A 17,036-nucleotide genomic window follows, 5' to 3' on the forward strand; every position below is an offset into this window, starting at 1 on the left:
GTGCCGGCGACGTCGCCGGGTCCGTCCGGCAGCCTCGCACGGCCGCCGTCGGGCGCATCCGCCGGCCGGCGTTCACCCGATCGACACCGGTGGTCACCGCCGATGGCAACCCCGGGCACCTACACAGGTCCCATGGCTGTTCTGCATGCCGCTGGCGCACCCCTGACGACCAGCGGATACACCCTGCTGATCGCCGACGACCCGACCCAGGTCGCGGCCGCGCAACGCCTGCGTCACGAGGTGTTCGCCACCGAGCTCGGCGCCACCCTCCGCCCGGGCGGGGCCGGGATGGACGTGGACCCCTTCGACGCCCACTGCGACCACCTGATCGTCCGCCAGGAGAGCACCGGCGAGGTGGTCGGTACGTACCGGCTGCTGCCGCCCGGCCGCACCGACCGGCGGTACGCCGAGGGCGAGTTCGACCTCGCCGCGCTCGATCCACTCCGCGACGATCTGGTCGAGGCGGGGCGGTCCTGTGTGCACCCGGTCCACCGCTCGGGCGCGGTGATCAATCTGATGTGGGCCGGCATCACCCGGTACCTGCACCTGCGCGGCTCACGCTGGCTCGGCGGCTGCGCCTCGGTGCCGGTGGCCGACGGCGGCCGGGCGGTGGCCGAGGTATGGGGGCAGGCCCGGGCCCGGCACCTGGCGCCGCCCCCGCTGCGGGTCCGCCCGCTGCGGCCCTGGTTCGCCGAGCCGGCCGCCGCCGCGGCTCCGATGATGACCGTCGATCCGGTCGGCCGCGCAGCGGTGCCGCCGCTGCTGCGTGGCTACCTGCGGCTCGGCGCATGGATCTGCGGCGAGCCGTCGTACGACCCCGACTTCGAGGTCGCGGACTTCTACGTCTTGTTCTCCCTGGACCGGATGAACCCGCGCTACCTGCGGCACTTCCTGGGCGGGGCGGAGCGGTGACCGCCGCGCCGCACGACCTCTGGCGGCCCTCGTCCGGCTGCGACGACGAGTGCCTGCCGGTGGCCGGCGAGGTGCCCACGGTGCCGGTCGCCCGCCGGGTGCTCCGGTTGGTCGCGGCGGCCGGCATGCTGCTGGCCGGGGTGGGCCTGGTGGTACTGCTGCCCCTGTTGCCGGCACCGGAGCGGCAGGCGGCGGTCCGCGGCTGGGCCCGGGGCACCGCGCGCGCCTTCGGCGTCCGACTGGTGATCCGGGGCCGACCGCCCCGGCGGCGCGCGCTACTGGTCGCCAACCACGTCTCGTGGCTGGACATCCTCGCGGTGCTGGCGGTCGCGCCGACGCGGATGGTGGCCAAGCGGGAGATCCGCTCCTGGCCGGTGGTGGGCCTGCTCGCGGCGGCGGCCGGCACCGTCTTCGTGGACCGGTCCCGGCCGCGGGCGCTGCCGGGCACCGTGCGCCGGGTCGGCGACGCGCTGCGCGCCGGCCGGTCGGTCGCGGTCTTTCCGGAGGGTACGACCTGGTGCGCCGGGGACCGCGCGGTTGACTGCCGCCCCGGCGGCGGGTTCCGACCCGCCACGTTCCAGGCGGCCATCGACACCGGCAGCCCGGTGGTGCCGCTGCGACTCGTTCACCTGTGCGAGGCCACCGGGACGGCCACCACGGCCGGCGCCTTCCTCGGTGCGGACACCCTGCTGCGCTCGGTCGCCCGGGTGGTGGCGGCGCGGGAGCTGGTGGTGATGGTGACGGTCGGTGCCGCGCTGCATCCGGCCCGCGACACCGACCGGCGGTTGCTGGCGCGGGCCGCCGAGTCGGCCGTACACCTGCTTCCCCCGACCGGTGCCGGGGCGTGGGCCCGGCGGCGTCCGGTGCGCACCACGAGCCCGACGGCTCCCGTGTCGTCGCCGGCCGACGGCCGGGGGCCGGACCTGGCGGCCTGAGGGGAGCGGCCGCGCGGACTCGCGACAGTCTTGTGCTGTCGCGATGTATCGCGTTACTGTTCCTCTCGTCGGACGCGCGTCGGCGCGTCGTCGAGGGGAGGACGCCATGACCGGATGGACGGTCGACAGCCCGCAGCGGCTCACCGTGGACGGCCCGGTCACCCGGCTCGACGTCCGCCTGGTGAGCGGGCGGCTCAACGTGGTCGCCACCGACGGCCCGGCCCGGATCGACGTCACCCGTGTCGGCCGCCGCCCCGTCCTGGTCACCCACTCCGATGGTCGGCTCACCATCCGCCAGGAACGCGGCCGGGGCTGGGCGGACGCCCTGCGCTGGCTCCGGTCGATCACGCGGTACCCGCGGGTGGACGTCTCCGTCGCGGTGCCCGCCGACGTCGTCGCCGACCTGGGTCTGGTCGCGGGCTCGCTGGTCGCCTCCGGGCTGCGCCAGCAGACCACGGTCGATGTGACCGCCGGCCAGATCACCCTGATGGGGCTGCGGGGCAGCACCTTCGCGAAGATCACTTCGGGCCCGGTGGAGGCGCTCGGCGTGGGCGGCGACCTCAGTCTCGAGACGGTCTCCGGTGAGGTGATCCTCGCCGACAGCGCCGCCGACCGGGTGCGGGCGCAGACCGTGTCGGGAGCGATCACCTGCGACCTGGACAACCCCCGCCGTAGCGAGATCCGGCTCACCACCATCTCGGGCAGCATCACCGTCCGGATCCGGCAGGACAGCGACCTCGACGTACGGCTGCACACCGCGTCGGGCCGGATCACCAGCGGGTTCCCCCAGCTGCGCACCTCGACGTTCCCGCTGGCCAACAGTGCGGGGGTGCTCGGCGCGGGCGAGGGTAAGCTCTGGGCGTCCGCGACCTCGGGGAGCATCGCGCTACTCGCCCGGCCGGTGGACGACGACCAGGAGGAGCTGCCGTGACCGCCGTGTTCAGCCACGGCCGGCTCCGGCTCTACCTGCTCAAACTCCTCGACGACGGTCCGAAGCACGGCTACGAGCTGATCCGCCTGCTGGAGGACCGGTTCCTCGGGCTCTACGCGCCCAGCGCCGGCACCATCTACCCCCGTCTGCAACGGCTGGAGGCCGAAGGGCTGGTCAGCCACACCGCCGCCGGAGGCCGCAAGACGTACGGCATCACCGACCTCGGCCGCGATGAGCTGCGCCAACGGGCCGGCGAACTGAGCACCCTGGAGGCGGACATCGCCGCCTCGGTGGCGGACCTCTCCACCCTGGCCGGTGAAATACGCAGCGAGGTGAGCGGCTCGGTGCGCGACCTCAAGCGGGAGCTGAGTGCGGCGGCCCGGCAGACCCGCCGGACCCGTTGGGAGCCTCCGCCCGCGACGCCCGGTCCGGCCCCGACGCCCGGCCCGGCGGCGGCGAACGGCACCCGCGCGGGACTGCTCGACGAGCTCGACCAGCGGCTGGCCGCGTTCACCACGGAGGTCGGCCGGCTGGCGCGGGCCCGGCAGTTCAGCGACACCCAGCTGCGCACCGCGATCCGACTGCTCGACGGCGCGCTGGACGGGCTGCGCCGACTGCTGCGCTGACCGGCGCCGCCCGCACGATCGGGGCGGCCGGCGACTCACAGGATTTTTGCAGGAAGCATCCAGCGCCGGTGCAGTGAGGTCACCGATGATTGGCACATGCCCGCTACCCAGACCGAGGCGCGACTGCTCGTCGTCGAGGACGACCCGAACATCCTCGAACTGCTCTCCGCGAGCCTGCGCTTCGCGGGCTTCGACGTGGCCACCGCGACCAGCGGCAGCGCGGCCCTGAACGCCGCGAAGGACCACCGACCCGACCTGGTCGTGCTCGACGTGATGCTGCCGGACCTCGACGGCTTCGAGGTCATCCGGATCCTCCGCGAGGGCGGTACGCGTACCCCGGTGGTCTTCCTGACCGCCCGGGACGCCACCGACGACAAGATCCGTGGGCTGACCCTGGGCGGCGACGATTACGTCACCAAGCCGTTCAGCCTGGAGGAGCTGACCGCCCGGATCCGCGCGGTGCTACGCCGCACCACCACCGGCGAGCAGGCCCCGTCCCGGCTCACCTTCGCTGACCTGGAGCTGGACGAGGAGACCCACGAGGTGCACCGGGCCGGGCAGCGGGTGCAGCTCTCGCCGACCGAGTTCAAACTGCTGCGCTACCTGATGCTCAACGCCAACCGGGTGCTGTCCAAGGCGCAGATCCTCGACCACGTCTGGAACTACGACTTCCGCGGCGACGACAACATCGTCGAGTCCTACATCTCGTACCTGCGGCGCAAGGTCGACACCACCCAGCCCCGGCTGATCCACACCCTTCGTGGCGTCGGGTACGTGCTGCGCAAGCCGGCGGCGTGAACGCGGTCCAGCAGGCGAAGGGACGGGTTCGCAGCGTTCCGCTGCGGGTGAAGCTGGTCACCTCGGTGCTTGCGCTGGTCGCCGTCGCACTGCTGGTGATCAGCTCGCTGACCGCCTATTTCCTTCGCAATTACCTGCAGGGCCAGGTGGACGGGCAGATCAGGTCGACCGCCCAGGGCCTCGGACAGTTGCTCCCGAAGCTGCGCAGCGGGCAGATCAACGCCATGCTGCCCAGCGACTACGTCGTGTCGCTGGCCGACGAGCAGCGGGTCTACCGGGCGATCTACGACGACATCAGTCTCGATCCCGAGCAGCTGCCGACCTTCCCCGACAGCCGTGACGGCTTCGAGGACCTGGAGGGGGAGCCGCGGACCGTCCTGTCTCATGACGGCTTCACCCGGTGGCGGGTCTACTACGCGGCCCAGCCGGACGGCTCGGTGCTCGCCGTGGGTCAGCCGCTGACCGAGGTGGATCGGGCGGTGAAGCAGCTCGTCTGGATAGACCTTCTGGTCGGCGGCGCGGTGCTGATCATGCTGGCCTCGGTCGGCGCGGCGATCGTGCGGACCAGCCTCAAACCGCTGGTGGAGATCGAACGGACCGCCGGCGCCATCGCCGGCGGCGATCTGACCCGCCGGGTGCCCGACCCGGAGGAGGGGCAGGAGCATCCCACCTCCGAGCTGGGCCGGCTCTCCCGCGCCCTGAACGCGATGCTCACGCAGATCGAGGCGGCGTTCACCGCCCGGGCCGCCTCAGAGACCGCCGCGCGTTCGGCCGAGAGCGCCGCCCGGGACGCGGCGTTCGCCGCGCAGGCGTCCGAGGCGCGTGCCCGGCGCTCCGAGGAACGGATGCGGCAGTTCGTCGCGGACGCCTCGCACGAGCTGCGAACCCCGCTGACCACCATCCGTGGCTTCGCCGAGCTGTACCGGCAGGGCGCGGCCCGGGCGCCGGAGCAGACCGCCGGCCTGCTGCGCCGGATCGAGGACGAGGCGGCCCGGATGGGACTGCTGGTGGAGGATCTGCTGCTGCTCGCCCGGCTGGACCGGGAACGGCCGCTCTCACTGGCCCCGGTCGAGCTGCCGGTGCTGGCCTCCGACGCGGTGCAGGCCGCCCGGGCGATCGACCCGGACCGGCGGATCGAGCTGGAGATCGAGCCCGGCTCGGGTCCTCTCGTCGTCTTCGCCGACGATGCCCGGCTGCGTCAGGTGATCGGCAACCTGGTCACCAACGCGCTGACCCACACCCCACCGGACGCCGAGATCACGCTGCGGCTGCGTGCCGAGCCGGGAAACCTCGCCGTGGTGGAGGTGTCCGACACCGGCCCGGGGCTCTCCCCGGAGCAGGCGGAACGGGTCTTCGAGAGGTTCTACCGGGCCGACGCGGCGCGGACGCGGCGGGCCGACGGCAACACCGGCACAGGCCTGGGCCTGGCCATCGTGGCGGCGTTGGTCGCCGCCCACCACGGCGCGGTCGAGGTGGTGGAGACTCCGGGCGGCGGCGCGACCTTCCGGGTCCGGCTGCCGCAGGTGCCTCAGGCGGACGACGCGGGCGAATGATTTTTCAGGCAACTTCCAGGACGGTTCCAGGTTGGTCGCAGTGGCCGGGGAGAAGGTAGTTCCATGACCGAGTTCGAGTCCGACCCGCAGCGCCGGCCGGCCCCCACCGACGCCGAGCCGTCGCACCCCACCGCCGAGTTGCCGCGCGACGAGCGCGCGCAGTCCGACTCCCCGACCACCCCTGTACCGGTCGTCTCGACCAGCGACGACGCGGCGACCACCGCCGCCAACCCGGCCGTGCCCGCCGAGCCGACGGTGTCCTCCGGGTACGCCGGCCAGCAGGCCAGCGCTCCGCCGGCCGCCGCGCAGCCGACCGGGTACGAGCCCCCCGCCGGCACCCACTCCGCGCCGCCGTACCCGGTCTCCGGCCACCCGGCGACCGGCCACCCGGCGACCGGCCAGCCGGGCTACCCGCAGCCGACCGCCGCCGGGTACCCCGGTGCGCCGTGGTACCCGGGGCAGCAGTCCGGCTGGGCCGCCGGGGGTCAGCCGGGCGTGGCGTACCAGCAGCAGCACCCGGGGCACCAGCAGCACCCGGGGCACCAGCAGCACCCGGGGCACCAGCAGCACCCGGGGCAGCACCAGCAGCACCCGGGGCAGCACCAGCAGCCCGTGCCGCCCTGGGGCCCGCAGGCCACGCCGCCCGGCACCGGGCCCCGGCCCGGTCGGATCGCCAAGTTCGCCGGCGCCGGCGTCGCGGTGTTCGCCCTCATGCTCGGCTCCGGTGTGGCCGGCGGCGCGCTCGCGCTCGCCCTCGACGGCGACGGTGGCGGCGTCACCCGCACCTACTCCGCGGCCCCGGTGCTCAACAGCGCCGACCTGCCGAAGATCGCCGCCGCCGTGCAGGACAGCGTCGTCTCCATCGCCACCACCAGCGGCGAGGGCTCCGGCGTGGTGCTCAGCGCCGACGGCTACGTGCTCACCAACAACCACGTGGTCGCCTCGGCCGCCGGTGACACAGTGCAGGTGGTCTTCGCCGACGGCAAGAACGCGCAAGCGAAGATCGTCGGTACCGACCCGAAGACCGACCTGGCCGTGGTGAAGGCCGACGGGGTGAGCGGCCTCAAGCCGGCCACCTTCGGCGACAGCGACGGCATGCAGGTCGGCGACCAGGTGCTCGCCCTGGGCAGCCCGCTCGGCCTGCAGGGTTCGGTGACCTCCGGCATTCTCAGCGCCCGCGACCGCACCATCCGGGCCGGCGAGGGCCAGCCGCAGGACCCGAACCAGCAGGGCCAGGCGGTCAGCTCGATCTCCGGCCTGCTCCAGACCGACGCCCCGATCAACCCCGGCAACTCCGGCGGCGCCCTGGTCAACACCCGTGGCGAGGTGATCGGCATCAACACCGCCATCGCCACCTCCGGGCAGAGCACCGGCAACATCGGCGTCGGCTTCGCCATCCCCAGCAACAAGGCCAAGGACGTCGCGGGCAAGCTCCAGCGCGGCGAGAAGGTCAGCCACCCGTCGCTCGGGGTCGGCGTCAACCAGGCCGAGGGCGGCGGTGCCCTGGTCGCGTCGGTCACTCCGGGCAGCGCCGCCGAGAAGGCCGGCCTCCAGCGTGGCGACGTGATCACCCGGTTCGGCGACAAGGCCGTCAACGACTCCGACGACCTGGTCGGCGCGGTGCAGGCCGGCAAGGTCGGCGACCGGGTCCAGGTGCAGTTCAAGCGCAACGGCACCGAGAAGACCGCGACCGTGACGCTCGCCGAGACGTCCTGACCGTCATCTGAACCTGCCTCCTCCCTCCGGCGGCGGGTGGCGGGGCCAAGGGGGTTGGCTCCGTCACCCGCCGCTCTTTTCCGCCCTGACGGCGGTTCACCCGATCCGGGTGAGCCGCCGTCACCCGTACGCCAGGCACGTTCGGCAGGCGAGCCGGCGACGTACGGGGGGTGAAGCCATGAGCACGGCGACGGATGTCCGCGACGACCAGCGGATCCAGCGCGACGTCCTGGCCGAGCTGGCCTGGGACGCGCGGCTGCAACCGAACGAGATCGGCGTGACCGTCGACCAGGGTGTGGTCACCCTCACCGGGTTCGTGGACGGGGCCGCCCGCGGTTGGGCGGCGGTCCGCTGCGCGCAGCGGGTCCGCGGGGTCCGGGTGGTGGCCGACGAGATCGAGGTGCGGCTGCCGGGGACACCGGGGCGTACCGACGCGGAGATCGCCATCGCCGCCAGCCGCGCGCTGGAGTGGGACAGCTTCGTGCCGGCCGAGCGGCTGGACGTGACCGTCGCCAACGGCTGGCTGATGCTCCGCGGTGAGGTCGAGTTCGGGTGGCAGCGCCGCACCGCCGAGGGGGAGCTACGCCGGTTGGACGGCGTGCGGGGGATCACCAACCTGGTCGAGGTGCGTCCGCCGACGCCACCGGCCGCTGACCGGCTACGACGGGACGTGCAGCGCGCGCTGCGGCGGACGCTCGGCGCCGACCGGGTGACGGTCGAGGTCGACGGCGACACGCTGGTCCTCGCCGGGGTGGTCCGCTCGTGGTGGGAACGCGACCAGGTCGAGCGGGTGGCCTGGTCCGCGCCCGGGGTGCGGATCGTCCACGACCAGCTCCTGGTCGGCGGGTGATCGTCCGTCCTGTCCGGTTTACCGCCGACGACACGGGGAAACCGCCGCGGACCATTCCGACCGGCGGCGACACCGGACCGGGGAGCAACGGGGAGGACTCGTGGCCGTGAACCACCCGCCCGCCGCCCGTGCCTCGGAGCGGCCGTTGCGCATCGCGATGGTGGTGCCGCCATGGCTGTCCGTGCCGCCGCCCGGCTACGGCGGCCTCGAGCAGGTGGTCGCCGGGCTGGTGGACGCGCTGACCGGGCACGGGCACGAGGTGACCCTGTTCGGTGCCGGCGTACACCACGGCACCGCCGCCGGCGGCTTCGTCTCCACCGTTCCCGAGGTCCAGTACGCGCGACTCGGCGAGTCGTTGCCCGAACTGGCCCACCTGGCCCGGGTGAATCGGATGATCACGGCAGGCGACTTCGACGTGATCCACGACCACACCACCATCGGCCCGCTCGTGGCCGGCCGCCGGTCCGTGCCGACCGTGGCGACGGTGCACGGTAACCCGGTGGGGGAGTACGGCGACGTGCTCAGCGAGGTCGACCGGGGGGTCGCCCTGGTGGCCATCTCGCACGCCCAGCGCCGGCTCAACCCGGTCCTGCCCTGGGCCGGCACGGTGCACAACGCACTGGACCCGCGCGGGTTTCCGCGCAAGACGGCGCCCGGCCCAGGGCCGGTGCTGTGGTTGGCCCGGTTCAGCCCGGACAAGGGCCCGGACGTCGCCATCCGGGCGTGCCGGGCGGCCGGGCTGCCGCTGCTGCTGGCCGGCAAGTGCAACGAGCCGGCCGAGCGCCGGTACTACGAGCAGGTAGTCGCGCCGCTCGTCGGCGACGACGTGACAGTCGTGTTGAACGCCGACCGCGCGGAAACCCTTCGGATGCTGGTCGACGCCCGCTGCCTGATCATGCCGATCCAGTGGGAGGAGCCGTTCGGCATGGTGATGTTGGAGGCGATGGCCACCGGTACTCCGGTGGTCGCCTTCGACCGTGGTGCGGTGCCGGAGCTGGTCCGGCCCGGAGTGACCGGCCTGGTCTGCGAGCAGCCGGAGGAGCTGCCCGCGGCGTTGCTTGCGGCGAAGGGACTCGACCCGGCGGCCTGCGTGGCGCACGTCGCGGAGAACTTCTCGGTCGAGCGGTTGGCGTACGGCTACGAGGAGATCTTCCGACGCTTCCTCGCCGGCCGGCACGACGTCCGCGAGTCGGTCCGGGTGGCGGCCCGCTGACCGGCGCGCTCCGTGTCGGCGGAGCCCGGATCAGACCCGGGCGGCACCCAGCTCGGCGATGGCGGCGTCCAGCCGCTCCGCGTACGCCTGGCTGATGCCGCCCTCGCCCCGCCGGACCGTGACCTTCTCGCGCAGCCGGGCCACCGGCGGCGCCAGGTCGTTCCGGCCGGAGCCGACAGTGGCGGTCAGGTTATGCAGCTCGTTGCGCAGGTCGAGGCCGACGTCGGCGCGGATCTCCCCGGAGGTCAACCCGGCGCCGATCAGCCCGTCGACCCGGTTGGCGGCCTCCATCAGCGTGCCCGGCCCGGCGGGGGGCGAGCCGGTGCTTCCCGGTGCCGACGGTGCCGCGGCTGGACGGGATGACTCGGTGACCGTCGGGCCACTCGACGCGGTCGGCGCCGGACCGGCGGTGGGCTGCGTCCGCGGTGTCGCCCGCTGTTCGGGCAGCAGGGCCGCGACGGTCAGCGCCACGCCGACCGCCAGGACCGCCGCGATCAGCAGCAGCGGCCGTCGGCGGCGGTCGGGCCCGGCGTCGGCCGGTACGGCTGCTCCGCCACCCGGTCCCGCCGCCCCTTCGCCGCCGGCAGCCGGGACGGGGGTGGCCGGCGGCCGGGGCGGCGGGGGCACCGGGGTGGTGTCGGCAGGCAGCAGGTGCGCACGCAGCACAGTGGCGACCTGCCGGGCGGTCGGCCGGTCGGCCGGATCCCTGGCCAGGCTGCGCAGGCAGATCCGGGCCACCGCAGGGGGCAGCTCCGGCAGCCCGGCCAGCGTCGGCGGTGGGCCGCTGGTCAGCGCGTCGCTGAGCTGCTCCCAGGTGTCCGCGGGGTAGGGGACCCGGCCGGTCAGCGCCTCGTGCAGCAGCACGCCGAGCGAGTACACGTCGGTCGCCGGCTGGGCGGGCGCGCCGTCGAGCCGCTCCGGGGCCACGTACGCCGGGGTGCCGAAGGTGCCGCCGTCCTCGTCCTCGTCGGGAGCGCCGATCCGGGTGGCGATGCCGAAGTCGAGCACCTTGACGCCCACCCCGGTCATCATCACGTTGGCCGGCGTGATGTCCCGGTGCACGATGCCGAGCCGGTGGGCGGCGGCCAGCGCGTCCGCGACCTGCGCGCCGACCTGGACCGCCTCGGCCCACGGCAGCGGGCCCTCGGTGAGCCGCAGCTTCAACTCCTCACCGCTGAGCAGCTCCATCACCACGAAGGAGGTGGTGGCGCCGTCCGGGGCGACCGTCTCGCCGTAGTCGTGCACCGATGTCACGTGCGGGTGCACCAGCTGGGCGGCGGCTCTGGCCTCCTCGCGCACCATGTCCCGGAAGCGGGCGTCGGCGGCCAGCGACGGTGCGAGCACCTTGAGCGCGACGACCCGGTCCAGCACCTCGTCCCGTGCACGCCAGATGACCGACATGCCGCCCGCGCCGATCTGGTCGAGAAGTCGGTACCTGCGGGCCAGCAACCGGCCCGCGTGCAGTGCTGCCGTCACGGATCGCACCTGCCTCGGGGTGGGAGCGGTATCAGGTTGCGCGAATGTGTCGTGGCTGTCAACGGTCGTCACTGTCCGCCCCTCGATCCGCGGCGGTCGGGCGCGTCCACCATCGCCCGGCGGTGGCCGACCGGTCGGCGGCACGCCCGTGCCAGGATGGGTGGCATGGCGGGGGGACCGGTAGCGTTCGTGCTCGGGGGCGGGGGAGTGCTCGGCGCGGTCGAGGTGGGCATGTTGCGTGCCCTGTTCCGCGCCGGGATCCAACCCGACATGGTGCTCGGCACCTCGATCGGCGCCGTCAACGGCGCGCTGGTCGCGGCCGACCCGTCGGAGGCGGTGACCGACCGGCTGGTCCGGCTCTGGGCCTCGCCGGAGGCCAGCGAGGTGTACGGCGACTCGGTCGCCCGGCAGCTGCGCCGCTTCGCCGCCCGGACCCACCTGCACTCGCCAAGGCCGCTGCGCCGGGTGCTCGAATCCGAGCTGGGTGTGGACACCACCTTCGCCGACCTGCGGGTGCCGTTCCGCTGCTGCGCCGCGCACATCGAGCGCGCCGCCGAGCACTGGTTCGACAGCGGCCCCGTGGTGCCGGCCGTGCTGGCGTCGGCCTCGGTGCCGGGCCTGCTCCCGCCCACCGAGATCGACGGCGCGCACTATGTGGACGGTGGCATCGTCAACTCGATACCGATCGGCGAGGCGGTGGCCGTGGGCGCGAAGCGGATCTTCGTCCTTCAGGTCGGCCGGATCGAACGGGAGCTGACGCCGCCCCGGCGGCCGTGGGAGATCGCGCAGGTCGCGTTCGAGATCTCCCGCCGGCACCGGTTCTTCCGGGAGTTGGCGGCGCTGCCCGAGGGGGTGGAGGTGCACGTCCTGCCGACGGGTGGGCTGAACCCGCGTGACGACACCCCGTGGGCGTACCGCGACATGGCGGCGGTGGGGCGGCGGATCAGCCGCGCGTACACCGCCTCCCGGCGCTACCTCGCGACCCACGTGGAGCGGTGATGCCGCTGCCGCCCAGGTGGCTGCGCCGGTTGCTGCTCGCCCCCGGCGTGGTGCTGCTCGCATTCACCGTGGTGACCACCCTGCCGGTCTGGGCGCTGCTCGCGGTGGCCGCCTCGCCGCTGGTTCCGGGCCGGCTGCGTCCGCTGCGACTGCTCTGGATCGGCTGCGTCTACCTGGTCTGGGACGCCGTCGCGCTGCTCGCGCTCTTCGTGCTCTGGGTCGCCTCCGGCTTCGGCTGGCGGAGCCGGTCGCCGGCCTTCCAGCGCGCCCACTACCTGCTGGCCGGCTGGTTCCTGCGGGTGCTGTTCTGGCAGGCACGCTGGACGCTGCGGCTGCGCATCGACGTGGTCGGCACCGACCCGGACACCGCGCTGCCCGGCCGGCCCGAGCTGGTGCTCTCCCGGCACGCCGGGCCAGGCGACTCGTTCATCCTGATCCACGGTCTGGTCAACTGGTTCAACCGCGAGCCCCGGATCGTGCTCAAGGACAGCCTCCAGTGGGACCCGGCGATCGACGTGCTGCTCAACCGGCTGCCCAACCGGTTCATCGCGCCGACGCCGGAGCGCGGCGAGGAGACGGTGCGCCAGGTCGGGCACCTGGCCACCGGCCTGGATGACAACGACGCCTTCGTGATCTTCCCGGAGGGCGGCAACTTCACCCCGAAGCGTCGGCTGCGTGCCATCGCCCGGCTGCGTTCCCTCGGGCTGGAGCGGATGGCGCTGCGCGCGGAGCGGATGCGGCACGTGCTCGCCCCGCAGCCGGGCGGCATGCTCGCCGCGTTGGACGCCGCCCCGGACGCCGGGGCCATCTTCGTCGCCCACACCGGACTGGACCGGATGCTCACCGTCGCCGACGTGTGGCGGGAACTGCCGATGGACAAGCGGATCGTGATGCGGTTCTGGTCGGTGCCACCGGAGGACGTGCCGACCGGACGGCAGGAACGCATCGACTGGCTCTACGACTGGTGGGCGAAGATCGACGCCTGGATCGCGGCCAATCGGGACGGCGCCGCGTAGGGTGCGATCGTGGACCAGATCTGCGTGGTGACGACGGTGGTGGATGCACGATCGGTCGCCGACGTGCTGGCGGCCGCGGCCGTCGCCGGACGGCTCGCCGCCTGCGCTCAGGTCGGCGGCCAGGTGGACAGCACCTACTGGTGGCGGTCCGGGGTGGAGACCAGCACCGAGTGGTCGGTCCAGTTCAAGACCGCACCCGACCGCCTCTCCGCGCTCGTGGACCAGATCCGGGCCAGCCACCCGTACGAGGTCCCGGAGATCCTGGTGTCCAGGGTGGAGAGTGGCGACCCCGGCTACGCCACCTGGGTGCACGAGCACACCCGCCCCTGAGTACGCGCACTCTGGGCCCCGTCGCGGTGCGGCTTCGAGAATGACCGCGTGGATGACACCGGCTATCCCTGCCCGGCCTGCGGCGCCCCGGCAGACCTGAGCTCCGGCTGCGGCGGCTGTCGCCGCCCGCCTGACCCGATCGCCGCCGAGGTGGTCCGGCTGGGCCGGGAGGTCGCGCGGCTCGGGCCCGAGGTGGAGCGGGCCCGACGGACGTACGCCGAGCTGGCCGGGCTGCTGGCGGCCAGTTCCCGGCGCCGGGACGAGTTGTCCGCGATCGTTCGTGCCGGAGTGGCCGCGTCCGTCACGGCGCGACCGGCGTCCTTCACGGCGGCGCGGAGCCCCAGCGGCTCGGGGCTGCTCAACGGGCCGGGGGTGGCGGCCCCGGCCGCTACGGGGGCCCCGGCGCCGGGCGCGGCGGAGACGTCGACCCGGACGGTCCAGGGCCTGCTCTTCGTCCTCGGTGGACTCCTGCTGGGCACGGCGGCGGTGGTCTTCACCGCGGTGGCCTGGGCGGCGGTGGGGGTCGGTGGCCGGGCGCTGATCCTGGCGGCGGTCACCGCGCTCGCCCTGGCCGCCCCGTTGCTGGCGGTGCGCCGGGGGCTGCGCGGCACGGCGGAGACGTTCGCCGCGGTGGGGTTGCTGCTGATGGTGCTGGACGGTTACGCGGCCTGGTCGGTGGACCTGGCGGGGGTGGCCGGCTGGCCGGGCAGCAGGTACGCCGCGCTGGTCGGGGGGGCCAGCGCGGCGGTCGCCGCGGCGTACGCCCGGTGGAGTCGGTTGACGGGCCCCTGGTTCGCCGCGCTGCTGGCCGCCCAACCGGTGCTGCCGCTGCTCGCCGTGGAGGCGCGGCCGGGCCCGGCCGGCTGGGCGCTGGTCCTGCTCGGGGTGGCGCTGCTGGACCTGGCTGTGCTGGCCCGGCTACGAGACGGGGAAGGGCGGGCGCGGTTGGCCGGTCGGGTGCTGTCCGGGGTCGGGCACGTCGCCGCGTTGGTCGGTGCCGCTGGGTGTGCCCTGGTGCCGCTGCTGCTCGGCCGGGCGGCGGATGCGCCGCTGCTGGCCGGGGTGCCGCTGGTGCTGGTCGCGCTGACCGGGCTCGGCGCGGCCGGGCTGGTCGGGGGACGGGTGCTGCGGACGGTGGCCGCCGGGCTGCTGGTGCCGGTGCTCGCCGCCGCGCTGTTGCGCCCGGTGGCCGAGCTGCGGCCGTCGTTGCTGCTGCTCGCGGCGGCCACGGTGGCCCTCGGGCTGGCCGGCGCGGTACGGCTGCCGCCGGTCGGCTGGCGGACCGGCCCGCGTGCCGGGGCGCTGCTGGTCGCGGCGGGCACGGCGCAGATCGCGGTGCTGATCACCGGTGGTCTGGCGGTCGCCGCCGCCGGCCGATCGCTGCCGCCGTGGCACGGTGCCGGGACGGGGCCGGAGCTCGACTGGGGCTGGCAGGTGGCGCCCGCGCTGGCGCTGGCGCTCGGCGCGACGGTCCTCCTGCTGCCCCGGGTCGCGCGGGTGCCGCTCGCCATGGCCGGCGCGGCGGTGGTGCTGCTCGCCCTGCCGGTCGGCTGGGCGGTCGCCTGGCCGGCCGTGGTGGCAGTGGACCTGGTCGGTGGGGCCGTGCTGCTGCTCGCCGTGCTGGCCCGACCGGCGCACCGGCCGACCACGCTGCGCACCGGCGCGCTCGGCGGCGTCGTCCTGCTCGGGCACGGCCTGCTGGTGGCCCTGGCCGCTCCCGCCGGTGCCCTGGTGGCGCTCGGGACGATCACCGTGCTCGGTCTGGCGCTGGCCGTGCGACGGGCCGCCGGGCCGTACCGGCGGGTGGCCGGCACCGGTCTGCTGGTCGGGCAGGTCGCGCTGCCCGGGGTCGCCGCGGTGGCGGCGTTCGCCGCGGGCGCGCCGCCCTGGTGGCAGGCCCGGGTCGCGCTGGTCGCCGCCGGGCTTGCGCTGGTCGCGGTGCTCGCGACGCGTCGGCACCGGGTGGAGCTGACCGGGTACGCGGTGAGCGGAGCCGTGGTCGCGGTGAGCGTCCCCGGGCTGGCGCCGCTGGTCGTGGCGGGCAACGAGCCGCTCGCGCCCTACGCCGCGCTGGCGGCGCTGTGCGTCGCGCTCGTCGCCCGCTGGGACCGCCCGGCGACCGGCGATCAACCGGACGGGTCGCGGGAACAGGTCACCGCGGGGGCGCCGGTAGCCGGCGACGGTGAGCCGGTCGAGCCGGCCAGCCCGGCGGCGTCGCCGGTGACCGGCCCGTCGAGCCTGCTGGGGGTGGCCGGCGTCGTGCTGGTGGCGGTCGCGGTGCTGGCCGCGCTGCCGGCGCTGCTGACCGCGCTCGCCGCGCCGTACGGCAGCCGGGGTCCGGTCTGGTCCGGAGTCCCCACGGTCGTCGCCGACCCGACGGCGCTCCCGGCCGCGCTGGCGCTGGTCGTGTTGGCGGCGGCCGCCGTGCTGACGGTTCGGGCGGTCCACCCGCCGCTGCTGCGCGCGCTGCCGTTCGGCGCGGCCGCGCTGCCGGTGCTGCTCGTCGCGGTCGGCGCGCCCTGGCCGCTGCTGCCGGCCGCCGTCCTGCTCGCCGGGGTGGCCGCGCTGCTGCTCGCCGCGCTGGCCGTGCCCCGCCCGGCGCTCGTGCCGATCGCCGTGCCGGCGGGGGTGGTGCTGGCCGCCTCCGGCGTGGTGGGGCTGCTGGTCACCCGCGCCGGCACCCTCGCCGCCGAGGGTGTGCTGCTGGCGGCGGCGGTGGTCGTCGCCGTCGGAGCGCGGAACGTCGAGGTGCGCCTCACTGGTTGCCTCGCCGCGGTGGGGGCCGCGTCGGCGCTGGCGGTGACCGCCCCGCTCGCGGCAGGGCTGCCGCTCCGGGCGGCGGCGTACCCGCTGCTGGCGGTGGCCGCGCTGGTCCTGGCGACCGCCGCCGCGACGAGCCCGCCGGAGGCGGCCAGTGGAGGTTCGTCGGCGCGGGCCCGGGCCGAGCGGGTGCTGGATGCCGCCGCGCAGGCCGTGGCGCTGGTGGCGGTGCTACTCGCCGTCGAGGTGGCGCGGCACGTCGCCACCATCTGCGTGCTCTGGGGTGTCGCCGTCGCGCTGCGGCTGCTGCGCCGGGGCGAGCCCGTCGCCCGGCGGTGGGCGTTCGCCGCCATCGCCGGCGGCAGCGAGTTGTTCGCGGCATGGGTGCTGCTGGCCGCCGGCGGGGTGACCGTGCTGGAGGCGTACACCCTGCCGGCCGCGGGGCTCGCCCTCGGCGCGGGCCTGCTGGCGATGCGCACCCGGTCCAATCTGACCAGCTGGCCGGCGCTCGGGCCGGGGCTGGTCGCGGCGCTGCTGCCGAGCCTGGTGTCGGTGCTGGCCGGGCCGGACCCGCAGCCGTGGCGGCGGCTGCTGCTCGGCGCGGCAGCGCTGGGCGCGGTGCTGGCCGGCGCCACCCGCCGCTGGCAGGCCCCGGTGCTGCTCGGCGGCGCGGTGCTGGCGGTGCTGGCGCTGCACGAGCTGGCCCGTGGCTGGGATCTGCTGCCCCGGTGGATCTACCTGGGTGTCGGCGGGCTGGCGTTGATCGGGCTCGCCGCGAGCTACGAGCGGCGGCGGCGCGACCTGGCCCGGCTGCGCGACGCGGTGGCCCGGCTCGGCTGAGTGGACCGGGGGGTAGGGCTCGCCCTACCCCCCATTCGGGGGTTGCCAGGGTTACTCAAAGCAACCCATACCGGGAGACTT

Annotated in this window: 14 protein-coding genes; 13 read left to right on the forward strand and 1 reads right to left on the reverse strand. The window is 75.0% G+C overall.

Going from position 1 to position 17,036, the window contains the following annotated elements; translation table 11 throughout:
- Positions 1–132 precede the first annotated feature (132 nt).
- The 9 genes from GA0070607_RS17540 (at position 133) to GA0070607_RS17580 (ending at position 9,534) form a co-directional block, all read left to right on the forward strand.
- Positions 133–912: a GNAT family N-acetyltransferase gene (locus tag GA0070607_RS17540; protein WP_089019167.1), complete on the forward strand. Its 780-nt coding sequence runs from the start codon at positions 133–135 to the stop codon at positions 910–912.
- Positions 909–1,847 (forward strand): lysophospholipid acyltransferase family protein, encoded by a 939-nt coding sequence (locus GA0070607_RS17545; protein ID WP_089019168.1) that lies wholly within the window; start codon positions 909–911, stop codon positions 1,845–1,847. The genes GA0070607_RS17540 and GA0070607_RS17545 overlap by 4 nt, the downstream gene beginning before the upstream one ends.
- 106 nt (positions 1,848–1,953) lie before the next feature.
- The gene (locus GA0070607_RS17550) at positions 1,954–2,778 is read left to right on the forward strand and encodes a DUF4097 family beta strand repeat-containing protein (protein ID WP_089019169.1); all 825 of its coding nucleotides are present in this window, start codon (positions 1,954–1,956) and stop codon (positions 2,776–2,778) included.
- Positions 2,775–3,404, forward strand: coding sequence for a PadR family transcriptional regulator (locus GA0070607_RS17555; RefSeq protein WP_089019170.1), 630 nt, complete (start codon positions 2,775–2,777; stop codon positions 3,402–3,404). The genes GA0070607_RS17550 and GA0070607_RS17555 overlap by 4 nt, the downstream gene beginning before the upstream one ends.
- A gap of 96 nt (positions 3,405–3,500) precedes the next feature.
- Positions 3,501–4,202 carry a response regulator transcription factor gene (locus GA0070607_RS17560; RefSeq protein WP_089019171.1) on the forward strand — a complete coding sequence of 234 codons (702 nt, stop codon included), beginning with the start codon at positions 3,501–3,503 and terminating at the stop codon, positions 4,200–4,202.
- Complete coding sequence (locus GA0070607_RS17565) at positions 4,199–5,755, forward strand: sensor histidine kinase (RefSeq protein ID WP_089019172.1); 1,557 nt, start codon at positions 4,199–4,201, stop codon at positions 5,753–5,755. Before GA0070607_RS17560 ends, GA0070607_RS17565 begins: the two co-directional genes overlap by 4 nt.
- A 63-nt stretch (positions 5,756–5,818) precedes the next feature.
- Entirely contained in the window at positions 5,819–7,471 is a 1,653-nt protein-coding gene (locus GA0070607_RS17570; protein WP_089019173.1) for a trypsin-like peptidase domain-containing protein, read from the forward strand.
- Between the two features lie 178 nt (positions 7,472–7,649).
- Complete coding sequence (locus GA0070607_RS17575) at positions 7,650–8,321, forward strand: BON domain-containing protein (protein WP_089019174.1); 672 nt, start codon at positions 7,650–7,652, stop codon at positions 8,319–8,321.
- Between the two features lie 157 nt (positions 8,322–8,478).
- The gene (locus GA0070607_RS17580; protein WP_231931170.1) at positions 8,479–9,534 is read left to right on the forward strand and encodes a glycosyltransferase family 4 protein; all 1,056 of its coding nucleotides are present in this window, start codon (positions 8,479–8,481) and stop codon (positions 9,532–9,534) included.
- Positions 9,535–9,564: 30 nt separating this feature from the next.
- Here the strand turns inward: GA0070607_RS17580 and GA0070607_RS17585 are convergent, their stop codons facing one another.
- Positions 9,565–11,010, reverse strand: a complete 1,446-nt coding sequence (locus GA0070607_RS17585; protein ID WP_089019176.1) for a serine/threonine-protein kinase — start codon at positions 11,008–11,010, stop codon at positions 9,565–9,567.
- 165 nt (positions 11,011–11,175) lie between these two features.
- Here GA0070607_RS17585 and GA0070607_RS17590 point away from each other — a divergent pair, with 165 nt between their 5' ends.
- The 4 genes from GA0070607_RS17590 to GA0070607_RS17605 are packed head-to-tail and all read left to right on the forward strand — an operon-like array spanning position 11,176 to position 16,955.
- Entirely contained in the window at positions 11,176–12,009 is an 834-nt protein-coding gene (locus GA0070607_RS17590; protein ID WP_089019177.1) for a patatin-like phospholipase family protein, read from the forward strand.
- Complete coding sequence (locus tag GA0070607_RS17595; RefSeq protein WP_089019178.1) at positions 12,009–13,025, forward strand: 1-acyl-sn-glycerol-3-phosphate acyltransferase; 1,017 nt, start codon at positions 12,009–12,011, stop codon at positions 13,023–13,025. The genes GA0070607_RS17590 and GA0070607_RS17595 overlap by 1 nt, the downstream gene beginning before the upstream one ends.
- A gap of 9 nt (positions 13,026–13,034) precedes the next feature.
- A complete protein-coding gene (gene cutA, locus GA0070607_RS17600) occupies positions 13,035–13,355 on the forward strand; it encodes a divalent-cation tolerance protein CutA (protein ID WP_089019179.1) in 321 nt (106 codons plus the stop codon).
- A 48-nt stretch (positions 13,356–13,403) separates the two neighbouring features.
- Positions 13,404–16,955, forward strand: coding sequence for an SCO7613 C-terminal domain-containing membrane protein (locus GA0070607_RS17605; protein ID WP_089019180.1), 3,552 nt, complete (start codon positions 13,404–13,406; stop codon positions 16,953–16,955).
- The last annotated feature ends 81 nt before the right edge of the window (positions 16,956–17,036 follow it).

Source organism: Micromonospora coriariae, assembly GCF_900091455.1.
GTDB classification, from domain to species: domain Bacteria; phylum Actinomycetota; class Actinomycetes; order Mycobacteriales; family Micromonosporaceae; genus Micromonospora; species Micromonospora coriariae.

Coding starts and splice junctions, on each gene's coding strand:
- GA0070607_RS17540 (WP_089019167.1), top strand. CDS start 133: ATGGCTGTTCTGCATGCCGCTGGCGCACCCCTGACGACCAGCGGATAC.
- GA0070607_RS17550 (WP_089019169.1), top strand. CDS start 1,954: ATGACCGGATGGACGGTCGACAGCCCGCAGCGGCTCACCGTGGACGGC.
- GA0070607_RS17560 (WP_089019171.1), top strand. CDS start 3,501: ATGCCCGCTACCCAGACCGAGGCGCGACTGCTCGTCGTCGAGGACGAC.
- GA0070607_RS17570 (WP_089019173.1), top strand. CDS start 5,819: ATGACCGAGTTCGAGTCCGACCCGCAGCGCCGGCCGGCCCCCACCGAC.
- GA0070607_RS17575 (WP_089019174.1), top strand. CDS start 7,650: ATGAGCACGGCGACGGATGTCCGCGACGACCAGCGGATCCAGCGCGAC.
- GA0070607_RS17580 (WP_231931170.1), top strand. CDS start 8,479: ATGGTGGTGCCGCCATGGCTGTCCGTGCCGCCGCCCGGCTACGGCGGC.
- GA0070607_RS17590 (WP_089019177.1), top strand. CDS start 11,176: ATGGCGGGGGGACCGGTAGCGTTCGTGCTCGGGGGCGGGGGAGTGCTC.
- GA0070607_RS17595 (WP_089019178.1), top strand. CDS start 12,009: ATGCCGCTGCCGCCCAGGTGGCTGCGCCGGTTGCTGCTCGCCCCCGGC.